At 65.9% G+C, this 21,593-nt stretch carries 19 protein-coding genes; 14 read left to right on the plus strand and 5 right to left on the minus strand.

Going from position 1 to position 21,593, the window contains the following annotated elements:
- The first annotated feature begins 209 nt into the window (after window positions 1-209).
- Window positions 210-1,673, plus strand: coding sequence for a 30S ribosomal protein S1 (gene rpsA / locus OSB52_RS07770; RefSeq protein WP_235723093.1), 1,464 nt, complete (start codon window positions 210-212; stop codon window positions 1,671-1,673).
- 140 nt (window positions 1,674-1,813) lie between these two features.
- On the opposite strand, the gene OSB52_RS07775 is transcribed toward rpsA, so the two are convergent.
- Window positions 1,814-2,254, minus strand: coding sequence for an Rv1443c family protein (locus OSB52_RS07775; protein WP_235723092.1), 441 nt, complete (start codon window positions 2,252-2,254; stop codon window positions 1,814-1,816).
- 135 nt (window positions 2,255-2,389) lie between these two features.
- Between OSB52_RS07775 and aztD the strand changes: the two genes are divergently transcribed.
- The 6 genes from aztD to OSB52_RS07805 all read left to right on the plus strand — a co-directional run bounded on the left by aztD (window position 2,390) and on the right by OSB52_RS07805 (window position 7,576).
- Window positions 2,390-3,631, plus strand: a complete 1,242-nt coding sequence (aztD, locus tag OSB52_RS07780) for a zinc metallochaperone AztD (protein WP_372512365.1) — start codon at window positions 2,390-2,392, stop codon at window positions 3,629-3,631.
- A gap of 116 nt (window positions 3,632-3,747) precedes the next feature.
- Window positions 3,748-4,935, plus strand: coding sequence for a dephospho-CoA kinase (gene coaE, locus OSB52_RS07785; protein ID WP_266061093.1), 1,188 nt, complete (start codon window positions 3,748-3,750; stop codon window positions 4,933-4,935).
- 256 nt (window positions 4,936-5,191) lie between these two features.
- Window positions 5,192-5,605, plus strand: a complete 414-nt coding sequence (locus OSB52_RS07790) for a hypothetical protein (RefSeq protein WP_266061095.1) — start codon at window positions 5,192-5,194, stop codon at window positions 5,603-5,605.
- 150 nt (window positions 5,606-5,755) lie between these two features.
- The gene (locus tag OSB52_RS07795) at window positions 5,756-6,250 is read left to right on the plus strand and encodes a hypothetical protein (RefSeq protein WP_266061097.1); all 495 of its coding nucleotides are present in this window, start codon (window positions 5,756-5,758) and stop codon (window positions 6,248-6,250) included.
- A gap of 167 nt (window positions 6,251-6,417) precedes the next feature.
- Window positions 6,418-6,897 carry a hypothetical protein gene (locus OSB52_RS07800; protein ID WP_266061098.1) on the plus strand — a complete coding sequence of 160 codons (480 nt, stop codon included), beginning with the start codon at window positions 6,418-6,420 and terminating at the stop codon, window positions 6,895-6,897.
- A 205-nt stretch (window positions 6,898-7,102) separates the two neighbouring features.
- Window positions 7,103-7,576, plus strand: coding sequence for a hypothetical protein (locus OSB52_RS07805; protein WP_266061099.1), 474 nt, complete (start codon window positions 7,103-7,105; stop codon window positions 7,574-7,576).
- A 4-nt stretch (window positions 7,577-7,580) separates the two neighbouring features.
- Here the strand turns inward: OSB52_RS07805 and OSB52_RS07810 are convergent, their stop codons facing one another.
- A complete protein-coding gene (locus tag OSB52_RS07810) occupies window positions 7,581-8,126 on the minus strand; it encodes a ribonuclease FAU-1 family protein (protein ID WP_266061101.1) in 546 nt (181 codons plus the stop codon).
- Window positions 8,127-8,195: 69 nt separating this feature from the next.
- On the opposite strand from OSB52_RS07810, the gene uvrB reads away from it, so the two are divergent.
- Together uvrB and OSB52_RS07820 are read left to right on the plus strand one after the other, a co-directional pair.
- The gene (uvrB, locus tag OSB52_RS07815; protein WP_266061103.1) at window positions 8,196-10,352 is read left to right on the plus strand and encodes an excinuclease ABC subunit UvrB; all 2,157 of its coding nucleotides are present in this window, start codon (window positions 8,196-8,198) and stop codon (window positions 10,350-10,352) included.
- A 129-nt stretch (window positions 10,353-10,481) separates the two neighbouring features.
- Window positions 10,482-10,925, plus strand: a complete 444-nt coding sequence (locus OSB52_RS07820) for a universal stress protein (RefSeq protein ID WP_235723086.1) — start codon at window positions 10,482-10,484, stop codon at window positions 10,923-10,925.
- A gap of 56 nt (window positions 10,926-10,981) precedes the next feature.
- Here the strand turns inward: OSB52_RS07820 and OSB52_RS07825 are convergent, their stop codons facing one another.
- Window positions 10,982-11,881 carry a hydroxymethylglutaryl-CoA lyase gene (locus OSB52_RS07825; protein WP_266061117.1) on the minus strand — a complete coding sequence of 300 codons (900 nt, stop codon included), beginning with the start codon at window positions 11,879-11,881 and terminating at the stop codon, window positions 10,982-10,984.
- Window positions 11,882-12,010: 129 nt separating this feature from the next.
- Here OSB52_RS07825 and OSB52_RS07830 point away from each other — a divergent pair, with 129 nt between their 5' ends.
- From OSB52_RS07830 to OSB52_RS07850, 5 genes are all read left to right on the plus strand, one after another.
- A complete protein-coding gene (locus OSB52_RS07830; RefSeq protein ID WP_235723084.1) occupies window positions 12,011-12,703 on the plus strand; it encodes a GntR family transcriptional regulator in 693 nt (230 codons plus the stop codon).
- A 1-nt stretch (window position 12,704) separates the two neighbouring features.
- A complete protein-coding gene (locus OSB52_RS07835; RefSeq protein WP_235723083.1) occupies window positions 12,705-13,904 on the plus strand; it encodes a CaiB/BaiF CoA transferase family protein in 1,200 nt (399 codons plus the stop codon).
- 37 nt (window positions 13,905-13,941) lie between these two features.
- Window positions 13,942-16,011, plus strand: coding sequence for a hydantoinase/oxoprolinase family protein (locus OSB52_RS07840; RefSeq protein WP_235723082.1), 2,070 nt, complete (start codon window positions 13,942-13,944; stop codon window positions 16,009-16,011).
- A 72-nt stretch (window positions 16,012-16,083) separates the two neighbouring features.
- Complete coding sequence (locus OSB52_RS07845) at window positions 16,084-17,973, plus strand: hydantoinase B/oxoprolinase family protein (RefSeq protein WP_235723081.1); 1,890 nt, start codon at window positions 16,084-16,086, stop codon at window positions 17,971-17,973.
- On the plus strand, window positions 17,970-18,602 hold the full coding sequence (locus OSB52_RS07850) for an isochorismatase family protein (protein ID WP_235723080.1): 633 nt from the start codon (window positions 17,970-17,972) through the stop codon (window positions 18,600-18,602). Before OSB52_RS07845 ends, OSB52_RS07850 begins: the two co-directional genes overlap by 4 nt.
- Before the next feature lie 13 nt (window positions 18,603-18,615).
- On the opposite strand, the gene OSB52_RS07855 is transcribed toward OSB52_RS07850, so the two are convergent.
- Together OSB52_RS07855 and OSB52_RS07860 are read right to left on the minus strand one after the other, a co-directional pair.
- Window positions 18,616-20,925 carry a HelD family protein gene (locus OSB52_RS07855; protein WP_266061118.1) on the minus strand — a complete coding sequence of 770 codons (2,310 nt, stop codon included), beginning with the start codon at window positions 20,923-20,925 and terminating at the stop codon, window positions 18,616-18,618.
- A complete protein-coding gene (locus tag OSB52_RS07860; RefSeq protein WP_235723078.1) occupies window positions 20,922-21,557 on the minus strand; it encodes a hypothetical protein in 636 nt (211 codons plus the stop codon). Before OSB52_RS07860 ends, OSB52_RS07855 begins: the two co-directional genes overlap by 4 nt.
- Between the last annotated feature and the right edge of the window lie 36 nt (window positions 21,558-21,593).

Consider the following 21,593-nt stretch of genomic DNA (forward strand, 5'->3'; position numbering starts at 1 on the left):
CGCGAGAAGACCCCGCGGCACCGGGTCGTCGGGCGTCACCGGACCGGCCGGGGAGAGCGTATTTGCCCAGGGCAAGCGGACTGGCGTAACCTTCTACGCGCATGCGCCCTCGGCGCGTGCGGCCGTCGTGCCCGGAGTTCAGCATCCGTTCACCGACGGCGGCAACTGAACTGTACCTACAACACACCTGTCCGGAGCAACTCACAAATATGTCGTCCCCCACGATCACCTCGCCGCAAGTAGCCGTCAATGACATCGGCTCGGCTGAGGACTTCCTCGCCGCCATCGACTCCACGATCAAGTACTTCAACGATGGCGACATCGTCGAAGGCACCATCGTCAAGGTCGATCGGGACGAGGTTCTGCTCGACATCGGTTACAAGACCGAAGGCGTGATCCCGTCGCGCGAACTGTCGATCAAGCACGACGTCGACCCCAACGAGGTCGTCAACGTCGGTGACGAGGTCGAGGCCCTGGTTCTCACCAAAGAGGACAAAGAAGGCCGCCTGATCCTGTCCAAGAAGCGTGCGCAGTACGAGCGCGCCTGGGGCACGATCGAGGAGCTCAAGGAGAAGGACGAGGCCGTCAAGGGCACCGTCATCGAGGTCGTCAAGGGCGGCCTGATCCTGGACATCGGTCTGCGCGGCTTCCTCCCGGCGTCGCTGGTGGAGATGCGTCGCGTCCGCGATCTGCAGCCGTACATCGGCAAGGAGATCGAGGCCAAGATCATCGAGCTCGACAAGAACCGCAACAACGTGGTCCTGTCGCGTCGTGCATGGCTCGAGCAGACCCAGTCCGAGGTCCGCAGCGAGTTCCTGCACCAGCTGCAGAAGGGACAGGTCCGCAAGGGCGTCGTGTCCTCGATCGTCAACTTCGGTGCGTTCGTCGATCTCGGCGGCGTCGACGGTCTGGTCCACGTCTCCGAGCTGTCCTGGAAGCACATCGATCACCCGTCCGAGGTCGTCGCCGTGGGCGATGAGGTCACCGTCGAGGTCCTCGACGTCGACCTGGACCGCGAGCGTGTGTCGCTGTCGCTCAAGGCCACCCAGGAAGATCCGTGGCGTCAGTTCGCCCGCACCCACGCGATCGGTCAGATCGTGCCGGGCAAGGTCACCAAGCTGGTGCCGTTCGGTGCGTTCGTCCGTGTCGACGAGGGCATCGAGGGCCTGGTCCACATCTCCGAGCTGGCCGAGCGCCACGTCGAGGTGCCCGATCAGGTCGTCTCCGTCGGCGACGACGCGATGGTCAAGGTCATCGACATCGACCTGGAGCGTCGCCGGATCTCGCTGAGCCTCAAGCAGGCCAACGAGGACTACACCGAGGAGTTCGACCCGTCGAAGTACGGCATGGCCGACAGCTACGACGAGCAGGGCAACTACATCTTCCCCGAGGGCTTCGACGCGGAGACCAACGAGTGGCTCGAGGGCTTCGAGCAGCAGCGTGAGGCATGGGAGGCCCGGTACGCCGAGGCCGAGCGTCGCCACAAGATGCACACCGCTCAGATGGAGAAGTTCGCCGCTGCCGCCGCCGAGGCCGCCAACGCCCCGTCGGATTACTCGTCGGCATCGGAGAGCCGCAGCACCGGCAGCAGCGCTCCGGCATCGTCGGGTGGCTCGCTGGCCAGCGACGAGCAGCTCGCCGCACTGCGCGAGAAGCTGTCGGGCAACGCCTGATTCGAATCTCACTGACACAGAACTCCCCGGCTCATCACGAGTCGGGGAGTTCTGTTCTTCGTGCTGATCGTCCTGAGCCCAGGTGTCGTCGGCAGCAGCGGAGATGACCCTGATGGTGGTCGCGTCTGTACCCGACGCACTCAACCGCCAAAGTGCGCGGCCAACCGCCGGTGTCGGTGCCGGAACAGATGCTCGACGAACCGGGCGAGCAGGGGTGCGGCCGGCCTCAGCAGCAGACGTGGGCGTAACGCGACGGTGTCGACAACCTCGGTGCGCTCGAGAGTGAGCGGTGTCAGTGTTCTGGCGTGATGCCACACCCGCATGGAGGCCATCGAGGACTCTTCGCGAAATCCGCGCCCAGGTGTGAGTTCGACGATGGTCAGTTCGTCGTAGTCGAGCGGCAACAAACCGCCGAACAGCAAGCGCACCTTGCCCACGCTCGTGCCGACCTCGATGTCGGCCAGTGTTTTCCCGCGATGCCGGCGCGGCAGCATCATCTTGAGGTAGGGCATCAGCTCATCGTTGATGCCCTCCATTCGGCTGACGCGATCCCACACCGCGTCGATCGGTGCCGGTATCACGGACCGCTGAGTTAGTGACCGGAGCGGAGCATCGCTACCCACTCGACCAGCCTGCCAATGCTGGTCGACCTGGGTCAGCGGAATCGAACCATTAGCAGTTGACAATAATTTTCATTAACACGTTGACTGTCTCCCGTGCATGTGAAGAAGACAAATCTGACAAGGGTGGCGGCGCTGTGTGCTGCCGCATCGTTCGCGCTGGTCGCGTGTGGCACCGATAGCACCGACGATGCTGCGCCGAGCAGCACTGCCGACGCTTCTGGTGAACGAGTTGAACAGCACAGCGCCACACCGCGTCTGGCGCTCAGCTACGACGGCGGCATTCTGGTGCTGGACGCGGAAAACCTGGAGCAGGTGGCCGACATCCCCACCGAGGGGTTCATCCGACTCAACAGCGCCGATAACGGACGCAACGTATTCGTCTCGGAATCGGGCGGTTTCCGCGTTCTGGACATGGGGACCTGGACCGTCCAGCACGGCGACCACGGGCACTACTACACATCAGAACCCGAGCTGACCGACATGACCTTCGGTGGCGAGGAACCGGGCCATGTGGTGCCGCACGATTCCCGCATCACGCTGTTCAGCGACGGCACGGGGGAGGTCGACATCGTCGAACCGGCGGAGCTGCTGCGCGGCAATGCGAAATCGACCGAGTACACGGTGCCTGAGCCTCATCATGGCGTGGCGGTCTTCCGCGCGGACGGCAGCCTGGTGGTGACACGAGGAAACGAGGCTGAGCGCAGCGGCATCGCGATCCTCGACAAGGAGCGCAACGAGATCGCGAGCACCGACGAGTGCCCCGGGGTCCACGGTGAGGCCGCCGCCGCCGACGGTGTCCTCACCTTCGGCTGCCAGGACGGCATTCTCGTCGTGCGCGGCAACGAGATCGAGAAGGTGGCCAGCCCCGACGGCTACGGACGCATCGGCAACCAGGCCGGCTCGGCAACATCGCCGATCGTCCTGGGTGACTACAAGACCGACGAGGACGCCGAACTCGAGCGGCCGAACCGGTTCACTCTCACCGACACTCGGACCGGCGATCTTCGCATCGTCGACTTCCCGGCCAGCTACAGCTTCCGGTCGATCGAACGCGGACCCGATGGTGAAGCCGTGATCCTCGGCACCGATGGTGCACTGTACGTCTATGACCCGATGACCGGGGATCAGGTGCGCAAGATCGACGTCATCGACGCGTGGACCGAGCCCGATGAATGGCAGTCGCCGATGCCGAACGTTCATGTGCAGGAGGGCGTCGCCTACGTCACCGACCCGAATGCGAGGACCGTGACCGCGGTCGATCTGGCCACCGGAGAGCAGACGGCGCAGGCCGAACTGCCGCAGCCGACCATCGAACTCACCGGTGTCACCGGCTGAGCTCGAGCAGCGCTGATCGTCGCCCCCTCCTTTCGTTCCACCTGCTCGGAACGATGCAGCGCGAACGAAACGAGGGAGCGGTGATCGGTTCGCGGAGGATTTGTCAGACTGGTCGGGTGATCAGACTGGGGCTGTCCGGCGGAATCGGGGCCGGCAAATCAACCGTGGCCACGACATTCATCCACCGCGGTGGCTACCACATCGACGCCGACAAGATCGCGCGTGAAGTGGTGGAACCGGGGACACCGGGACTGGCCGCCCTGGTGGAGGCATTCGGCGACGAGGTCCTGGCCGATGACGGCAGCCTGGATCGACCCGCGTTGGCCGCCCGGGCCTTCGTGGACGACGAACAGCGCCAGAAGCTGAATTCGATCACCCATCCGCTGGTGGGTGCGCGCACCCAGGAGTTACTCGAGGCCGCGCCGGACGACGCCATCGTGGTGCAGGACATCCCGTTGCTCGTAGAGGGCAACATGGCTCCGTTCTTCCATCTCGTGCTGATCGTGCACGCCGACGCCGAGACACGTGTGCAGCGTCTGACCACGGCGCGCGGCATGCCAGAAGATGACGCGCGTGCGCGAATTGCGGCGCAGGCCAGCGACGAGCAGCGCCGAGCGGTGGCCGATGTGTGGCTCGACAACTCCGGTAGTCCCGAGGATCTCGCCGCTGCGGCGGCAGCGCTCTGGGAGGAACGTCTGGTTCCCTTCGAGCAGAACGTCCGGTCGCGGACGGTGGTAGCAGGTCCGTTGGAGTTGGCCGATCCCGATCCCGGCTGGGCCGCCGAGGGCATCCGCCTGGTGAACCGACTGTGGGCGGTGGTCGGCGACAAGGTGTCGGCCGTTGATCACATCGGATCGACCGCGATTCCGGGTCTGGCCGCCAAGCCCACGATCGATCTGCAGATCACTGTCGCCGACCTTGGTGTCGCGGATCAACTGGCCGAAGTGCTCGCCGACGGCGGATTTCCCCGAGTGCCCGGTATCGACGGCGACAATCCGAAACCCGATCCGGCGACCGGGTCGGTGGACGAGGGGGATTGGGGAAGGCGGCTGCACGGATCGGCCGACCCGGGGCGACCGGTGAATGTACACCTGCGTGCGGCGGACTCGCCGGGCCGCGCGTTTGCGCTGGATTTCCGCGATTGGCTCCGTGACGACGCCGCGGCCCGAGCGGAGTACGCCGAGGTCAAGCGGGTGGCGCTGCAGGCGGCCGAGGGCGATCTCGGTCGCTATGTCGCGGCCAAAGAGCAGTGGTTCGACGATGCCTACCGGCGGGTCACCGCCTGGAAGGCCACAAAGTCTTGACGCCGGTGTGCGTTGTTCGTGTTGCTTGCGGACCGGGGAACCTACCGCGTGTTGTTCCTGATCCCTGAGGAGCGAGGCGCCAGCCGAGCGTCACGAAGGGCTCGCACCTGCACCGATTCACACAATCGGATGAACTCTGGCAACGGGTGTGCGCAGAAACCCATTTCGGCATCGTGCATGACGTGAACCTTTGCTAGCGTGAAGCCGCACCCACGGGTGCGACCTACATCACTGCTCTAGTCGAGGGAGAACAGCCATGGGTGCACGCACGAAGGGGCGCGCCGCGGCGGCGACCGTAGCGTTTGCCAGTGTTGCGGCCGCGGGGGCGGTGATGGCCGCGCCTGCGAGTGCGGACGTCAGCAAGCTCGAGATCGACAACTCTGCGCTACTCGGGTCGCTCGATCAGCGGTATGGAGCGAGCTGCGGGTACGGCGTAATTGCCACCGTGCCCGAGGACAGCACTGAAAACGTCGTGTTCAGGATCAACGGCAACCAGGTCGGTTCAATCAAGCCCGACGGCGGCAAGGCGGTGTATCCCTGGTTCCCATTCAATCCGGGGCAATACACGATCAAGGCGACTCAGGGCGCGGGCGATGAGGGCGAGTCGATCGGCCCACTCAACGTCGGAGTCGGTGTCTACACCGGCAGTTCATGCATCATCCTCTACTGATGCGCTAGCAGCTTGCGTGAACAGTCAGGAACAAAACGGCGATTCTGCCTCTTGAAAGTTGCCGAATCGTGATTTCTGTGGAATACCTGAACTGATCGCAATCGTCGGGATGCGATCGTGAACCCAGGATTTACCGAGGGAGAGAAGCACATGGCTGTTAGTAAGACCCGCCGCGCGTTCGGCGCCGCTGCTGCCTTTGTTGGCGTTGGTGCCGCCGGAATGTTGATGGCGGCACCGGCAAACGCTGCCGTCACCGGTGTTGAGATCACGACGCCCGCTGGATATGGGTCGGTCGCCGATCGCTATGGTGCTAGCTGCTCCTACGCAGTGGAAGTGAGCGTCAATAACGCCACACCGGGCGATCCGGTCTACTATCGAGTGCTTGACGGCGAAGACGTCGTGGTCCCCGGTACCGCTACCAGCAAGGTTCCCAGCGGAAACACGGCTGGCTTCACCTTTGCGCCGGAGGTGCCGGGCACGTATACGCTGCAAGCGATTCAGTCCACTGGAACACCGGATTGGACGTCGTCGGCCGTTAAGTCTACGGAAGCTGAAGTCGGTACCGGGATCAATCTCGATATCCCGTTGGACACCGGTTCGCTGAACATCATCTCGCCGATACCGGTCAGCTGCATCGTTCTCTGATAGCAGACGGGCCATACGGAGGCTGTGCGGGTTACCCGCACAGCCTCCGTCGTCGATGTCAAGGGAGTGTCAGTGGCCTTTGTCGCCCTCTGGGCGACTAAGTGTGAACATTTAATCGATCGTGTAGAACGACGCGATCAGCATGCCTAATCAAAGGAGAACAGCGCATGGCTGTGAATTCGACCCGCCGTACCCGGATCGCCGGTGGCGCCGCAGCGCTCATCGGTGCGGGAGCCGCCACGATGATGATGGCCGCGCCGGCCAACGCCGCGGTCACCGGCATCGAGGTGACCACCCCGTCGGGCTACGGCTCGACCGCCGGCGTGTACGGCGACCAGTGTTCCTACGACATCGAGGTCACCGTCGACGAAGAGAACGAGGGTGTGCCGGTAACGTTCTGGGTCGCCAAGGACGGCGACGACGCCACCGAACTCGACGAGGTGCAGGCCGAAGACGGTAAGGCGACGTACTCCTGGACTCCTGGCGCGCCGGGCAGTTACGTGATCGCCGCGACCCAGGCCGGCGAGTCGGGCAAGGCCACCGGCGAACTGCAGGTCGGAAGTGGCTTCGAGGTTCCGGCTCCGGAACTCGGGAAGATCACCATCCAGCTGCCGCTCGCGGGATCGTGCATCGTCACGTCCTCCTGACGCCGAACCACTCATGACGCCGTGCGGGGCGTCTCGGACCACACGTAGGTCCGAGGCGTCCCGCTTTGGCGTTGTGACTGATTGCGACATCTGGTCACGATTGTGACCCAATGTGTCATATTTCATATTTGTGCCTGCTAGCGTCATCATCGCGCCCGCTGGAGGCGCGATCTGACAGTGCAATCGCAGTGAAGTGGAGTTGAGCATGACTGGTCGGGGAAGTCGAAATCGTTTGCGGATCGTCGGGGGCGCAATCGCTTTCAGTGCGGCGGCGATGGGCGGGGTGGCCGTTGGGGCGCCGGCCGGTGCGGCAACGCTGCAAGGCGTCGCGGTCGACACACCCGCCGGTTACGGATCGTCGGCGACCGGTTCGCTGAACTACAACGTCTACGGCGCGGGGTGCACGTATCGCCTCGACGTACCGGTGGCCGGTCCACGCTCGGCGAAGGGCAACCTGAAGCTCACGTCGACGGTGAACGGCAAGACCGTGACGTTCTACAACAAGAAGCCGACCAGCGTGATGGAGCATCCGGTCTGGCGCCCGACCGAGCCCGGTCGGCACGTGCTGACGGCCACCTTGGACGGCGTCACCAAGAAGCGAACGGTCACCGTCGGACCGGGCGTGCAGTTCCCGGACTTCATCCGGGCCGGCGCCTGCTTCGTCTTGCCCATCTACTGAGCGCTCAGGCGGGCCGGTCTGGAAAGAAGACCGGCCCGCCTGCCGCGGCGTCCAGCCAGGCCTGCACGTCGTGGCCGTGTTCGGCCGACCCCACCAGGGCTCGCGCCGCGATCATGACCGCCTGCTCACACTCGTCGGCCCCGAGTAGGCCGGCGACGCGAGCATCGAACAACTCGTCCACGTCGAGCAACTCCAACGGCCGGCCCGGTACGTCGACGAGATCGAGGTACCAGTCCTCGGCATGCCAAAGGCCGTGCTCGTCGGGTCCGGAGAACCGTCCCACGTCCAGATACAAGCGCTGACCGTCGCGGTAGCCACCCCGATAGTGGAAGATGTTCGCCCGCAGCCCGAGCGCGGGCAGCAGCCAGGACTCGAGGCGGTTGAACCGTGGGTGATCCGCGGTCCGAGACATGTAAAGCCCGTGGTCGGCCACCACGTAGCGTTCCACCGGCCGCACGAAGCCCTTGTTGTCGGTGTTGGTCATCGCGGGGACGTCGAACACCTCGCGCTTGGGTGGGTGGCGCTTGGGGGTAGGCGGTCCGCTGGGCATGACCAACACCTTAACCCGCAGGTCAGGCGACGGAACACAACTGTCATAGCCCGCGTTTACCCTGGCACTATGGCTTTTGCAGCAGAACGCCCGGTCGTGGCGCACTCCGAGTTCCGGCCGGTCGGGGAGATCGAACGGACCGGTGGCCACTTCGAGGTGGTCAGCGAGTACGAACCCGCCGGTGATCAGCCCACGGCGATCAACGACCTCGAGAAGCGCATCACCGGCGGGGAGAAGGACATCGTCCTGCTCGGCGCCACCGGTACCGGCAAGTCGGCGACCACCGCATGGCTCATCGAACGCGTGCAACGCCCGACGCTGGTGATGGCGCCCAACAAGACCCTGGCCGCACAGCTCGCAAACGAACTGCGGGACATGCTGCCCAACAACGCCGTCGAGTACTTCGTGTCGTACTACGACTACTATCAACCCGAGGCGTACATCGCGCAGACCGACACCTACATCGAGAAGGACTCGTCGATCAACGACGACGTCGAGCGGTTACGGCATTCGGCCACGTCGAGTCTGCTCTCCCGGCGCGACGTGGTGGTGGTCGCCTCGGTGTCGTGCATCTACGGTCTCGGTACCCCACAGTCCTATCTCGACCGGTCCGTCGAGGTCAGTGTGGGCGACGAAATCGATCGCGACGCCCTGCTGCGGCTCCTGGTGGATGTTCAATACACCCGCAACGACACCGCGTTCACCCGCGGGAGCTTCCGCGTACGCGGCGACACTGTGGAGATCATCCCGTCCTACGAGGAGCTCGCCGTACGCATCGAGTTCTTCGGCGACGAGGTGGAGTCGCTGTACTATCTGCACCCGCTCACCGGCGACGTGGTGCGCGAGGTGGACAACCTGCGCATCTTCCCGGCCACCCACTACGTGGCCGGCCCGGAGCGCATGGAGCGAGCGATGAAGAGCATCGAGGAGGAACTCGAGGCGCGTCTCGCCGAACTCGAGAACAAGGGCAAACTTCTGGAAGCGCAGCGGCTGCGCATGCGCACCAGTTACGACCTGGAGATGATGCGGCAAGTAGGTTTCTGCTCGGGCATCGAGAACTATTCGCGGCACATCGACGGACGTGGGCCGGGTAGTGCCCCGGCGACCCTGATCGACTACTTTCCCGAGGATTTCCTGCTCGTCATCGACGAGTCGCACGTGACCGTGCCGCAGATCGGCGGGATGTACGAGGGCGACATGTCGCGTAAACGCAACCTCGTCGACTACGGTTTCCGGCTCCCGTCGGCGATCGACAACCGGCCGCTGACGTGGGATGAGTTCGTCGATCGCATCGGACAAACGGTGTACCTGTCGGCAACGCCGGGCCCCTACGAGCTCGGTCAGGCCAACGGCGAGTTCGTCGAGCAGGTGATCCGGCCCACCGGTCTCGTCGACCCGGAGGTCGTCGTGAAACCCACCAAGGGGCAGATCGACGATCTCGTGCACGAGATCCGAGAACGCACCGAACGCGACGAGCGTGTGCTGGTCACCACGCTCACCAAGAAGATGGCCGAAGACCTCACCGACTACCTGTTGGAACTGGGTATCCGCGTGCGATACCTGCACTCCGAGGTGGACACCCTCCGTCGCGTCGAACTGTTGCGGCAGCTGCGATCCGGTGAGTACGACGTGCTCGTCGGCATCAACCTGCTGCGTGAGGGCCTCGACCTCCCGGAGGTGTCGCTGGTGGCGATCCTCGACGCCGACAAGGAGGGCTTCCTGCGGTCCACCACCTCGCTGATCCAGACGATCGGCCGCGCCGCGCGCAACGTGTCCGGACAAGTGCACATGTATGCCGACACGATCACCGATTCGATGCGTAACGCGATCGACGAGACCGAACGTCGCCGCGAGAAGCAGATCGCCTACAACAAGGAGATGGGCATCGATCCGAAGCCGTTGCGCAAGAAGATCGCTGACATTCTCGACCAGGTGTACCGCGAAGCCGAGGATGAAGCGGTCACGGTCGGCGGTTCCGGCCGCAACGCCAGTCGCGGTCGCCGGGCCCAAGGCGAGGTGTCCAAGGCGGGCAGCGCGGGCGTCATCGAGAAGCGTGACACATCGGCGATGCCGCGCGCCGAACTGGCCGATCTGGTGTCGCAACTGACCGATCAGATGATGTCTGCGGCCCGGGATCTGCAATTCGAGTTGGCCGGACGGCTCCGCGACGAGATCGCCGACCTGAAGAAAGAACTGCGCGGCATGGACGCCGCGGGCATCAAGTAATTGTGCCGATCCCCACGAACGGCGGACAAACCGGGCGCCGCAAACTAATCTGCCGGATCAGGGGTTCTACAGTGTGGGGATGACACCTGCCTCGACGCCGGTCGAGGCGGACTGACACGTGGAGGATGGATGAGCGCATATCAGACGATCGTCGTCGGCACCGATGGCTCCGAGTCATCGCTCAAGGCGGTCGACCGTGCGGGGGCAATCGCCGGCGAGTCGGCCACGTTGGTCATCGCGTGCGCCTACTTCCCGAACGATCGTGGTGCGGGCGGGGCAGCCGACGTGCTGAAGGACGAGGCCTATCAGGTGATGGGTTCCTCGCCGACCGAGGAGATCCTGCGCACCGCCAAGGAGCGGGCTTCCAAGGCCGGCGCAGGCAACATAGACCCGCGTTCGGTGAAGGGCGCTCCGGTCGACGCGCTGCTGCAACTCGTGACCGATGCCAAGGCGGACCTGCTGGTGGTGGGCAACCGAGGATTGAACTCCATCGCTGGACGACTGCTCGGATCGGTGCCCGCAGACGTGGCGCGCAAGTCGGCGTGCGACGTACTGATCGTGCACACGACCTAGTAACGCAACTTTTCGCGAACCGCTCACCGGCCACCGGTGAGCGGTTCGTCTTTGCCTCAGGCCGGGCCCGGGAACGGTCCCGCCCGACCCAACAAGGCCGGGACGTCCTGACCCAGCTTGCCGGCGAGCCATTCGGCCGTCTCGACCATCGCGGCGAGGTCGATTCCGGTGGACACTTCGGACCGTTCCAGTGCGTACACCAGATCCTCTGACGCGATGTTGCCGGTCGCGGCGGGTGCGAACGGGCAACCCCCGTAACCGCCGACGCTCGAATCCAGTGCAGCGGCGCCCAAGTCGAACGCGGTGAGAGCATTCGCATACCCGGTGTTGCGGGTGTTGTGGAAATGCCACCGCAGCGGGATCTCCGACGCCACCCGGCCCGCACCCGCGGCCAGCGCACGCACCTGCGCGGGGACACCGACGCCGATCGTGTCGGCCAGTGCGATCTCATCGGGTCCGGCCGCGGCCACCTGACGCACGATGTCCACCACGTGATCGGCAGCGACCTCGCCGGAGAACGGGCAACCGAACGACGCGGCGATGGTCACCGTGCTGAACACGCCTGCCGCACGCGCCTCCCGCACGATGTCGAGGGCCGCGGAGATCCCTTCGGCGACAGTGCAACCCTGATTGCGGGTGCTGAACTCGTCGGTCGACACCACCACCACGTTGACTTCGTCGACGCCGGCGGCCAACGCCCGATCGAGTCCACGTCGGTTGAGCACCAGGCCGATGTAGGAGGCCCCCGCATCCCGCGGGAGCTGTTCCATCACCTCCTCGGCGCCGGCCATCTGCGGAACACGTTTCGGATTGACAAAGCTAACGGCCTCGACGCGCCGCGCCCCCGCGGTGACGAGCCGGGTGATCAGTGAGACCTTGTCGTCGACCGACAGCGGTGTCTTCTCGTTCTGCAGTCCGTCGCGCGGACCCACCTCGACCACAGTGAACTCACTCATCGCTCCATCTTGCGGTAGGCGCCAGTTGTATGCAATAGAGGCCATCGAAACACAATGTTTACGAAAAGGCCCAGCGCCAGAGGTGTGCAGCGTTTACATTGTGAACAATTCGATGAGCGGAGGTACTACATGGCCCGCGCCGTGGATCGCGTCTACGCCCACATCCGGGACGGCATCATCGATGGCACCTACGGTCCCGGAACTCGGCTGGGGGAGGTCGAGATCGCCGACCTCACCGAGGCCAGCCGGACACCGGTCCGCGAGGCGCTGCGACAACTCGAGATGGAAGGTCTCGTCGAGGTGTTGCCCCATCGCGGCGCGCGGGTCTGCGCGTGGACCGCGGAGGATCTGGAGGAGATCTACGACCTGCGGATGACGCTCGAGGCGATGGCCGCCGAACGAGCGGCATCACGGATCGCCGGCAAGGACATCGATCGACTCGAGGAGCTCTCCGGCCTGATGGAGGACGCCGCGTCGGGTCCCCGGCCGCAGCTCGATCTGGTGGCGCAACTCAACGACGAGTTCCACGCGATCGTTCGTGCGGCGGCGGCCAGCAGCCGGCTCACCACGATGCTGGGCGCGGTGATCCAGCTCCCGTTGGTGCTGCGCACATTTCATCGATATTCGCCAGCGGACCTCGAACGCAGCGGCGCACACCATCGTGATCTGATCGCCGCGCTGCGGGCCGGTGACGCGGTGTGGGCCGACTCGGTGATGCGGTCCCACGTGCGTGCGGCCAAGCATGTTCTCCTGCAGTCGCTTCCGGATGGACCCGGGCCAGCGGCCGCGGATCACGTCGACGACGACGAGAGAGGCAGATGACATGACGACAACCGGGCCGTTGGCCGACCTGCGGGTGGTGGAGATGGGCCAGCTGCTGGCCGGGCCGTTCTGCGGGCAGCTGCTCGCCGACTTCGGTGCCGAGGTGATCAAGCTGGAGCCGCCCGGCAATGGGGATCCGATGCGCCAGTGGGGGAGGGAGAAGGCCCACGGAAAGTCACTGTGGTGGCCGGTCGTCGCCCGCAACAAGAAATCAGTCACCTGCAATCTGCGCAGCACCGAGGGGCAGGAGCTCGCGCGGTCGCTGATCGCACAATCCGACATCGTGATCGAGAACTTCCGGCCCGGCACCCTCGAGCGGTGGGGGCTGGGCTTCGCCGAGCTCCGCGAGCTCAATCCGCGACTCATCATGGCGCGGGTCAGCGGTTACGGACAAACCGGGCCGTATGCGTCGCGGGCCGGCTTCGGCTCCATCGGCGAGGCGATGGGCGGGATCCGCTATGTGACAGGCGATGCCGACAGCACCCCCTCGCGTGCGGGGATATCCCTCGGTGACTCGCTCGCTGCGGTGTTCGCGACGATCGGAATCCTGGTCGCGGTGCACAACCGCACCACCACCGGACGCGGTCAACTCGTGGACTCCGCGATCTACGAGGCCGTTCTGGCGATGATGGAATCTCTGCTGCCGGAATGGGAGGTCGGCGGATATCAGCGCGAGCGCACCGGGTCGGTACTGCCGAACATCGCGCCGAGCAACGTCTATCCGACCAAAGGAGGTGAGATGGTGCTGGTGGCGGCCAACCAGGACACCGTGTTCGCCCGTCTCGCAACGGCGATGGGACGCTCGGATCTGATCGATGATCCGCGGTATGCCGACCACGCCTCCCGCGGTGTCAACATGGCCGAACTGGACGCGCTCGTCGCGGACTGGACCGCCGACCTCGGCACCGATGAGGTGCTCGACATCCTGCACGAGGCCGGTGTCCCGGCGGGCCGGATCTACACCGCCCGTGACATGTTCGACGACCCGCACTTCGCCGCCCGAGATGCGATCGTCCGTGTGGCCCACCCCGATTTCGGTGAGCTGCCGATGGCTGGGGTGTTCCCGAAACTCGGCGACACCCCGGGGTCGGTCCGGCACGCCGGACCCGAACTGGGCGAGCACAACTCCGACATCTACGGCCGGGTTCTCGGCCTGTCCGATGACGAGCGCATGGCGTTCACCGAGCGCGGCGTCATCTGAAAACCACCCCTGCACAACCGAACACCTGGAGAATCACATGCGCTATCGATTGGGCGTCGACGTCGGAGGAACCTTCACCGACGTGCTGCTGCTCGAGGAGACCTCCGGCACCACCTACCGGGCCAAGACTCCGTCCACCCCGGCCGACCAGTCGATCGGCGTGCTCAACGGCATCCGCAAGGTGTGTGCCGAGGCTGGTATCGCCCTCGCCGACGTCGGGCAGATCTTCCACGGCACCACCGTTGCCACCAACGCGATCCTGCAGGGACGGGGCGCGCGAGTCGGGCTGGTCACCACCGACGGGTTCCGGCAGGTGCTGCAGATCGCGCGGTCGTTCGTCCCGGGCGGCCTCGCCGGGTGGATCATCTGGCCGAAACCCGAGCCGCTGGCACGACTGGAGCACACGGTGGAGGTGGTGGGGAGAATCGGTGCCGACGGCGCGGAGGTGACCCCGCTGGACGAGCACCAGGCGCGCGATCAACTGCGCAGCCTCTCCGGTGCGGGTATCGAGGCGCTGACTGTCTCACTCATCAACTCCTACGTCGACGACACGCACGAGAAGCAGGTCGCGCAGTGGGCGGGCGAAGAGCTCCCCGGTATCCCGGTGTCCATTTCGAGTCATGTGCTACCCGAGATGCGCGAGTACGAGCGCACCCTCACTACGGTGGCCAACAGCTATGTGCAGCCGGAGGTCTCGAGATACGTCAACAATCTCGCACGGTCTCTCGCCGACGAGGGGATCGATGCGCCACTGTCGATCCTGCGGAGCGACGGGGGCCTGGTGCAGGCGGAGAAGGCGGCCGAGGATCCCGTATCGCTGTTGCTGTCCGGACCGGCCGGGGGCGTCACCGGCGCGGCATGGTTTGCCGAGCAGGCCGGCTACACGGACTTCCTCACCTTCGACATGGGCGGAACCTCCACCGACGTCGCCCTCGTGCTCGGCGGTGAACCACGGATCGGTCGGGAGACCAAGGTGGGGGACCTCGCCGTGCGCGCCACCAGCGTCGACGTCCGAACCGTCGGTGCGGGTGGCGGTTCGATCGCCCACGTGCCCGAACTGACACGCGCACTGCGCGTGGGCCCGCAGTCGGCCGGAGCCGATCCCGGCCCGGCCGCCTACGGCAACGGCGGCACCGAACCCACCGTCACCGACGCCAATGTGGTGTTGGGCTACCTGCCCAGCGAACTCGCCGGCGGTGAGGTCGAACTCGACACGGCTGCCAGTCGAGCCGCCGTGGCGTCCATCGCGGATGCGATGGGACTCGACGGCCCGGAGGCTGCGGCTGCCGGCATCGTGGACATCGTCAACGAGAACATGTTCGGCGCGCTGCGGTTGGTGAGCGTTCAACAGGGATACGACCCGAGGGATTTCGCACTCGTCTCATTCGGCGGTGCCGGGCCGCTGCACGCCAATGCGCTCGGCCGGCTCACCGGATCGTGGCCGGTGATCGTGCCGCCGTCGCCGGGCGTACTCTGCGCCTACGGCGATGCCACCACTTGCGTCCGGGACGAGAGCGCACGAACCCTCATCCGCGCATTCTCCGAGACCTCCGATGATGAGGTGCGTCAGGCGCTTTCGGAGCTGGCCGACTCGGCCGCCAAACGGCTCGCGGCCGAGGGGGTCCCGCGCGAGCAGCAGACCGTGCGTTTCCAGGTCGACCTCCGCTACCACGGTCAGGGCTTCGAGATCCCGGTCGATCTCGACGCCGACGCACTGACCGGCGGCGATGTCCTGTCCCGTCTTGGGGAGGCCTTCGACGCCGAACACCAGCGACTGTTCTCGTTCCTGCTCAAGAACGAGCGGGAGGTGATCAATCTGCGCGTCACGGTGAGCGGTCCGCGGCCCGACGTGGCCTGGCAGCCGCTCACCGAAGGCGACGCCGATCCGTCGGCGGCGCTCATCCGCACCGGCAAGGTGTGGATGGATGGCGCGATGGTGAGTGCGGGCATCTACGACCGGGCAAAACTGTCTGCCGGCAACGTGATCGAGGGTCCGGCGGTGATCACCGAGATGGACTCCACCACGCTCGTGCTCAGTGGGCACGCGGCCACCGTGCATCCCAACGCCAGCCTGCTCATTCGGCCGTCCGGCGGCGCCACGGCCTGACCCGGCCAGCTCCGCCCGAACGACCTCCCGGACCCACCAGAGCATTTCGACCTCTCACCCCCAGGAGCCACGATGGCCACCATCATCGAGACAACCACCGACCCCGTCACCAAGGTGCCGGTTGACCCGGTCACCCTCGACATCATCGAGAACGCGCTGCGCAACGCCCGCTACGAGATGGATGAGGTCCTGTTCCGCACCGCGCTGTCGCCGGGGATTCGGGAGCAGCACGATGAGTTCCCGCTCATCGCCGACCCGAGCGGCAAGATGGTCGTCGGACAGTTCGGGCTGTCGGTGCCCGACTTCCTCGACAACTTCTCCGGCACCGTGGGCGAGGGCGACATCCTGCTCACCTCCGACCCGTACGCCTGCGGGGCGGCGATCAGCCACGCGAATGACTGGCTGATCGTGCTGCCGATCTTCCACAGCGGACGCGTCGTCGGCTGGTCGTCGATGTTCGGGCACATGTCCGATGTCGGCGGGAAGACACCGTGTTCGATGCCGGCCGATGCGCACACCATCTACGAAGAGGGCGTGGTGATCCCGCCGTTCAAGCTCTACCAATCCGGTGAGCTCAACGAGACGGCGCTCGACATTATCCTCAATCAGGTGCGGATGCCCGACTGGAACCGCGCCGACCTCAACGGCCTCGTCGCCGCGTGCACCACGGCTTCGCGCCGCATCGTCGAACTGTGCGACCGGTTCGGGGTGGAGGTGTACCTCTCGGCGCTCGACGCGCTGCTCGACCGCAACTATCAGGCGATGAAGGTGTTGCTGGCCACACTGTTCGACGACGGCGAGACCATCGAGTTCAGCGATTTCATCTGCGACGACGGGTGCGGCTACGGGCCGTACGAGCTCACCATCAAGCTCACCCGCACCGGCGAGAAGATCCATCTCGACTTCAGCGAGGCCGCCCCGCAGGCCGTCGGGCCGGTGAACTACTTCATCAACGAGAACCTGGTCCGGATGTTCTTCGGCATCTACGTGATCACCGTTGCCGACCCGCAGATTCTCTGGAACGACGGTTTCTATCCGCTCATCGACGTCACCATCCCGGAGGATTCGTTCTGGAAGCCGAGATACCCTGCGGCACTGAACGGTCGTAACCACGGGATCGGGCGGGTGTTCGACCTGTTCGGTGGCCTGCTCGGCAAGAAGAACCCGGAGATCCTGAACGCCGCCGGCTTCTCGTCGTCGCCGCATTTCATGTACTCGGGACATTACGACGGCGGACCGCGCGACGGCGAATGGTTCCAGCTGTACTCCATCGGATTCGGCGGCATTCCCGGCCGGCCCATGGGGGACGGCCCGGACGGCCATTCGCTGTGGCCGTCATTCGTCAACATCCCGTGTGAGTACCTCGAGTCGTACTATCCGCTGCGCATCGAACGATGGGAGACGATCGCCGACACCGGCGGTGCGGGTCTGCATCGCGGTGGCAACGGCGTCGACGTCGCCTACCGCTTCGGCGAGCCGGGCACGATCGCGATCCACGACGACCGGTGGCTGACCTATCCGTGGGGCGTCAACGGTGGGAAACCGGGTGCGCGGGGCCGCAAGTGGATTCAGCGCGCCACCGGTGAGGTGGAGATCCTGCCGAGTAAGATCCACGACGTCCCGGTGGCGCGCGGCGATGTCCTGCACTTCGTGACCTGGGGCGGTGGCGGGTGGGGCGATCCGCTCGAACGCGATCCGGAGCTCGTCGCCCTTGAGGTCCGCCGCCGGCTGGTGGGTGCGGACGCCGCGGCCGACGCCTACGGCGTGGTGTGCGACGCCGACGGAACCGTCGACGTGGCCGCCACCGGCGCACGCCGCGAAGCGATCCGCGCCGAGCGCGGCGAACTGCCCGTATTCGACAAGGGGCCGTCGATCCCCGAGCTGCTCGAACGGTGCGAGGAGGAGACGGGGTTGCCGGCACCACGCCCACCTGTGAACGTGCGCAAGGCGGTCGGGGCGTGACCGATACCCTCGGGGACTACCGGGCGTCGGGGTTCGCCGGGCGGTTGGGTCCCGGGGCGCGGGCCGCGGTGGTGGTGATCGATCTGACGATGGCCTATCTCGACGATTCATCACCGCTGCGGGCTCCCGTCGAGGACGCCGTGACCGCCGCCACCACGCTGGTGTCGGTGGCACGGGAGGTTGCGGTACCGGTGATCTTCACCCGTGTCAGCTATCGGCCGGGCGGTGCGGATGGTGGTCTGTTCATGCGGAAGATTCCGTCGCTCAACGTGTTCGAGGAGGGATCACCGCTGGCCGACCACGTTCCGGGGTGTCGCCCGGAGCCAGACGACGTAGTGGTCACCAAGCAGTACGCAAGTGCCTTCTTCGGGACGTCGTTGGCGTCCACGCTGACCGCGCAGGGCATCGACACCGTTTACCTGTGTGGGCTGTCGACCAGCGGCTGTGTACGAGCGACCGCCACCGACGCCATGCAGCACGGGTTCCGACCGTTGGTGGTGGCCGATGCGTGCGGCGACCGCGAACCCCGGCTGCACGAGGCGAATCTGCTGGACCTGCAGGCCAAATACGCCGATGTGATCGACCTCGAGGAGGCGGTGTCGCAGCTGCGGGCAACCGGGGCAGCCTGACCGACGGGGAATGTCAGACTTGCCCGGCAGGCATGTCGGCGAGTTCCGCGGGCAGATCGTCGGCGTGCACCACCACGAGTCGCTGCGTCGCGCGGGTCAGCGCGACGTACAGATCGGACAGGCCCAACGGTGAGTCGGCGACGACGGCGCTCGGCTCGACCAGCACGACGTTGTCGAACTCGAGACCCTTGCACGCGGCAACGGTGAGCACTCGTGGTGGGTGCCCGGAGTCGTCGGCCGCCGCATCGGCGACGGCTCGGACCTGCTCGTGCAGCTCCGACGGAACGATCACGACGCTGAGACCCGTGAGATCGGGTCGTCCGGTGGCGGCAACGGCGGTTGGCGCGCGATCAGCAGCTTCGGTACGAATCGCGACCGGCTCCACACCGTTGCTGCGCAAAGACGTCGGCGGGGTCATCTGCGGATCGATCGCGGCAAGGACCCGGGTCGCGTAGGTCATGATCTCCGCGGGCGTCCGATAGTTCACGGTGAGCTCCCGCAGTTGCCACCGTGCGGCCACATAGGGGCTGAGCACCTCGCCCCACTCGCGGGTGCCCGCGAGGTCGCCGGTCTGGGCGGTGTCGCCGATAATCGTCATCCATCGGTTCGGGATGCGCCGCATCACCATTCGCCACGCCATCGTCGAGAGTTCTTGTGCCTCATCGACGATCACATGTCCGAAGGCCCAGTTACGGTCACCGTGCGCGCGTTCGGCCGTGGTCAGGCGTTGGGTGTCGGTCTGCCGGGCGGCGAGCTGTTCGGCGTCGATGAGGTCGTAGGCCATCAGGATCTCCGGATCCAGTTCGTCCTCGAGATCCTGCGGGGCCGATCCGGTGAGGATGTCGAGCGCATCCTGGGCATCGGCGAGCTGTCGGCGCCAGCGTTCGCGTTCCGCGCGCTCGGCGTCATCGGTGCCGAACCCGATCAGTTCGGCCAACTCGTCGAGCAACGGCACATCGGCAGGGGAGAAGTCGCTGCCATCATCCTGTCGGAACGTGGTGTCGCGCTGTAGTGCTGCCCGGTCCGCGTCCGACCATCCCGGGCTGGCTTTCCGGACTGCGGCGGGATCGCCGTACAGGTCGCGCAGCATCTCCTGCGGGTGCAGCGTGGGCCAGAACTGCAGCAAGGCCCGTCGGATCTCCGGATCCTGACTCATCTCGGTCCGGATGTCGGCGATATCGGCACCACTGAGCAACTGTGAGCCGTCCAGCAGACTAGAACCGATCGTGCCGGCGTGCGCGCGGGCCAGACCGTCCAGTGCGGCACGAAGGAATGTCGGCTGCGCAAGGTTGTGCGCCTTGCGCGTGCTGCGGGCCTTGGCGCGTGCTTCCTTGACGAGGGCGGAGTCGATCATCACCTCATAGGTGTCGAAATCCACCGGGACCGGCTTGGCGGGCAACGACTCACGCGCCCGCACCGCACGTTTGAGCATGTCGACCATTCGCAGGTCGCCCTTGATCGCCGCCGCTTGGCGGTCGTCGCGCGCGGTGGCGTGGACGCCGGGGAACAGGTCGCCGACGGTCGACAGGAGCACCCCGGACTCGCCGAGCGACGGCAACACCTGGCCGATGTAGGTGAGGAAGTCGTCGTTGGGTCCGATGATGAGGATGCCGCTGCGCGACAAGATGTCTCGGTGGGTGTAGAGCAGGTAGGCGGCACGGTGCAGGGCCACCGCGGTTTTTCCGGTCCCCGGGCCACCTTGGATGACGGTGACGCCGCGATGTGTCGACCGGATGATCAGGTCCTGCTCGCGCTGGATCGTTTCCACGATGTCGGTCATCTCGCCGGTGCGTGCGGCGTTCAACGCCGCGACCAGCGCGTTCTCATTTACCACGTCGCCATGTCCCACGTCGTCGGCGGAGGCCTCACCCAGGGTGAGGAATTCGTCGTTGACCGCGCGGACACGACGGTTACGGGTCCGGATGTGCCTGCGCCGGTCGACGTCCTCAGGTGCGGCCGGGGTGGCGAGATAGAACGGCCGTGACAGCGGCGCGCGCCAGTCGAGCAGCAGTGTGGTGTCGGCGGCGTCGTCGTCGAGGACACCGATGCGGCCGATGCGGCGGGTCTCGCCGTCGTCCAGGTCGAGGCGCCCAAAATACAGGTTATGTTCGGCCGCATCGAATTTGGCGAGGTCGTCGGTGTACATCCGTTCGTAGGACTCGCGTTCCGAGCGGGCCTGGGGGGTTCCGCCGCTCTCGCGCAGTGTCGACGAGAGTCGTCGCTGGGTATTCGAGCGCATTCGGTCGAGCCGCGCATACACCTGGTCGAGGTGTTCCTGTTCCTCGGTGATGCGGGTGTCGACGTCGGTCTCTGTCGAACTCACCGCGGTGCTGGTCCTGTCTCGGGGTCGTGGATGGGGAGTCCGGCCGGTCGCGACAGGCCGGCCGATCGCATGGACGCCGATACCCGTGCCCCCACACGAGGGTCGGCCAGGCGATGGCACGCCTCCGCTGTCGGACCGTGTAACGCGTTGTCGCAGATGCGGGAGCCGAGCCAGTCGACGATCTCGCGCTGGGCACCGAGAGGCACAGGTTCGGCATCGGGATCGGCGAGCACGCCGTGCAGCGACACATACACCGAGAACGTCGCGCCGATGCCGCTCGGATGGTCGATGCCCGGATGATCGCCGACGGCCAGCTCGACGCGACGGTAATTCGGCTCGGTGTGATCGAGCATCGACACCTCGGCCGGGGTGAGCCAGGCGCCCACGCTGTGCAGCACGGCGCCCGGCGAGTGATAGGGCGCCGCCGGGATGTAGCCCCGCGCCGAGACGTGCGCGGAATGACCGACAGCGACGTGCGACACCGTCACCCGGGCCATCGGCGGGCCGGGGTCACCGGTGGCGATGCGGGCGAGTTTGGTCCGCATCACCTCCGGTGACGCGTTGGATCCCACCGCCACGACGAGGTCGCGGCCCTCGATGTCACGGGGCCGGGTGAGTAGGTCGCCGTCCATATCGGGTGCCGCCCACGGATACTCGTGGGCGGGCAG

Origin of the sequence: Gordonia aquimaris, assembly GCF_026262595.1 — a bacterium.
In the GTDB taxonomy this organism is placed as follows: Bacteria; Actinomycetota; Actinomycetes; order Mycobacteriales; family Mycobacteriaceae; genus Gordonia; species Gordonia tangerina.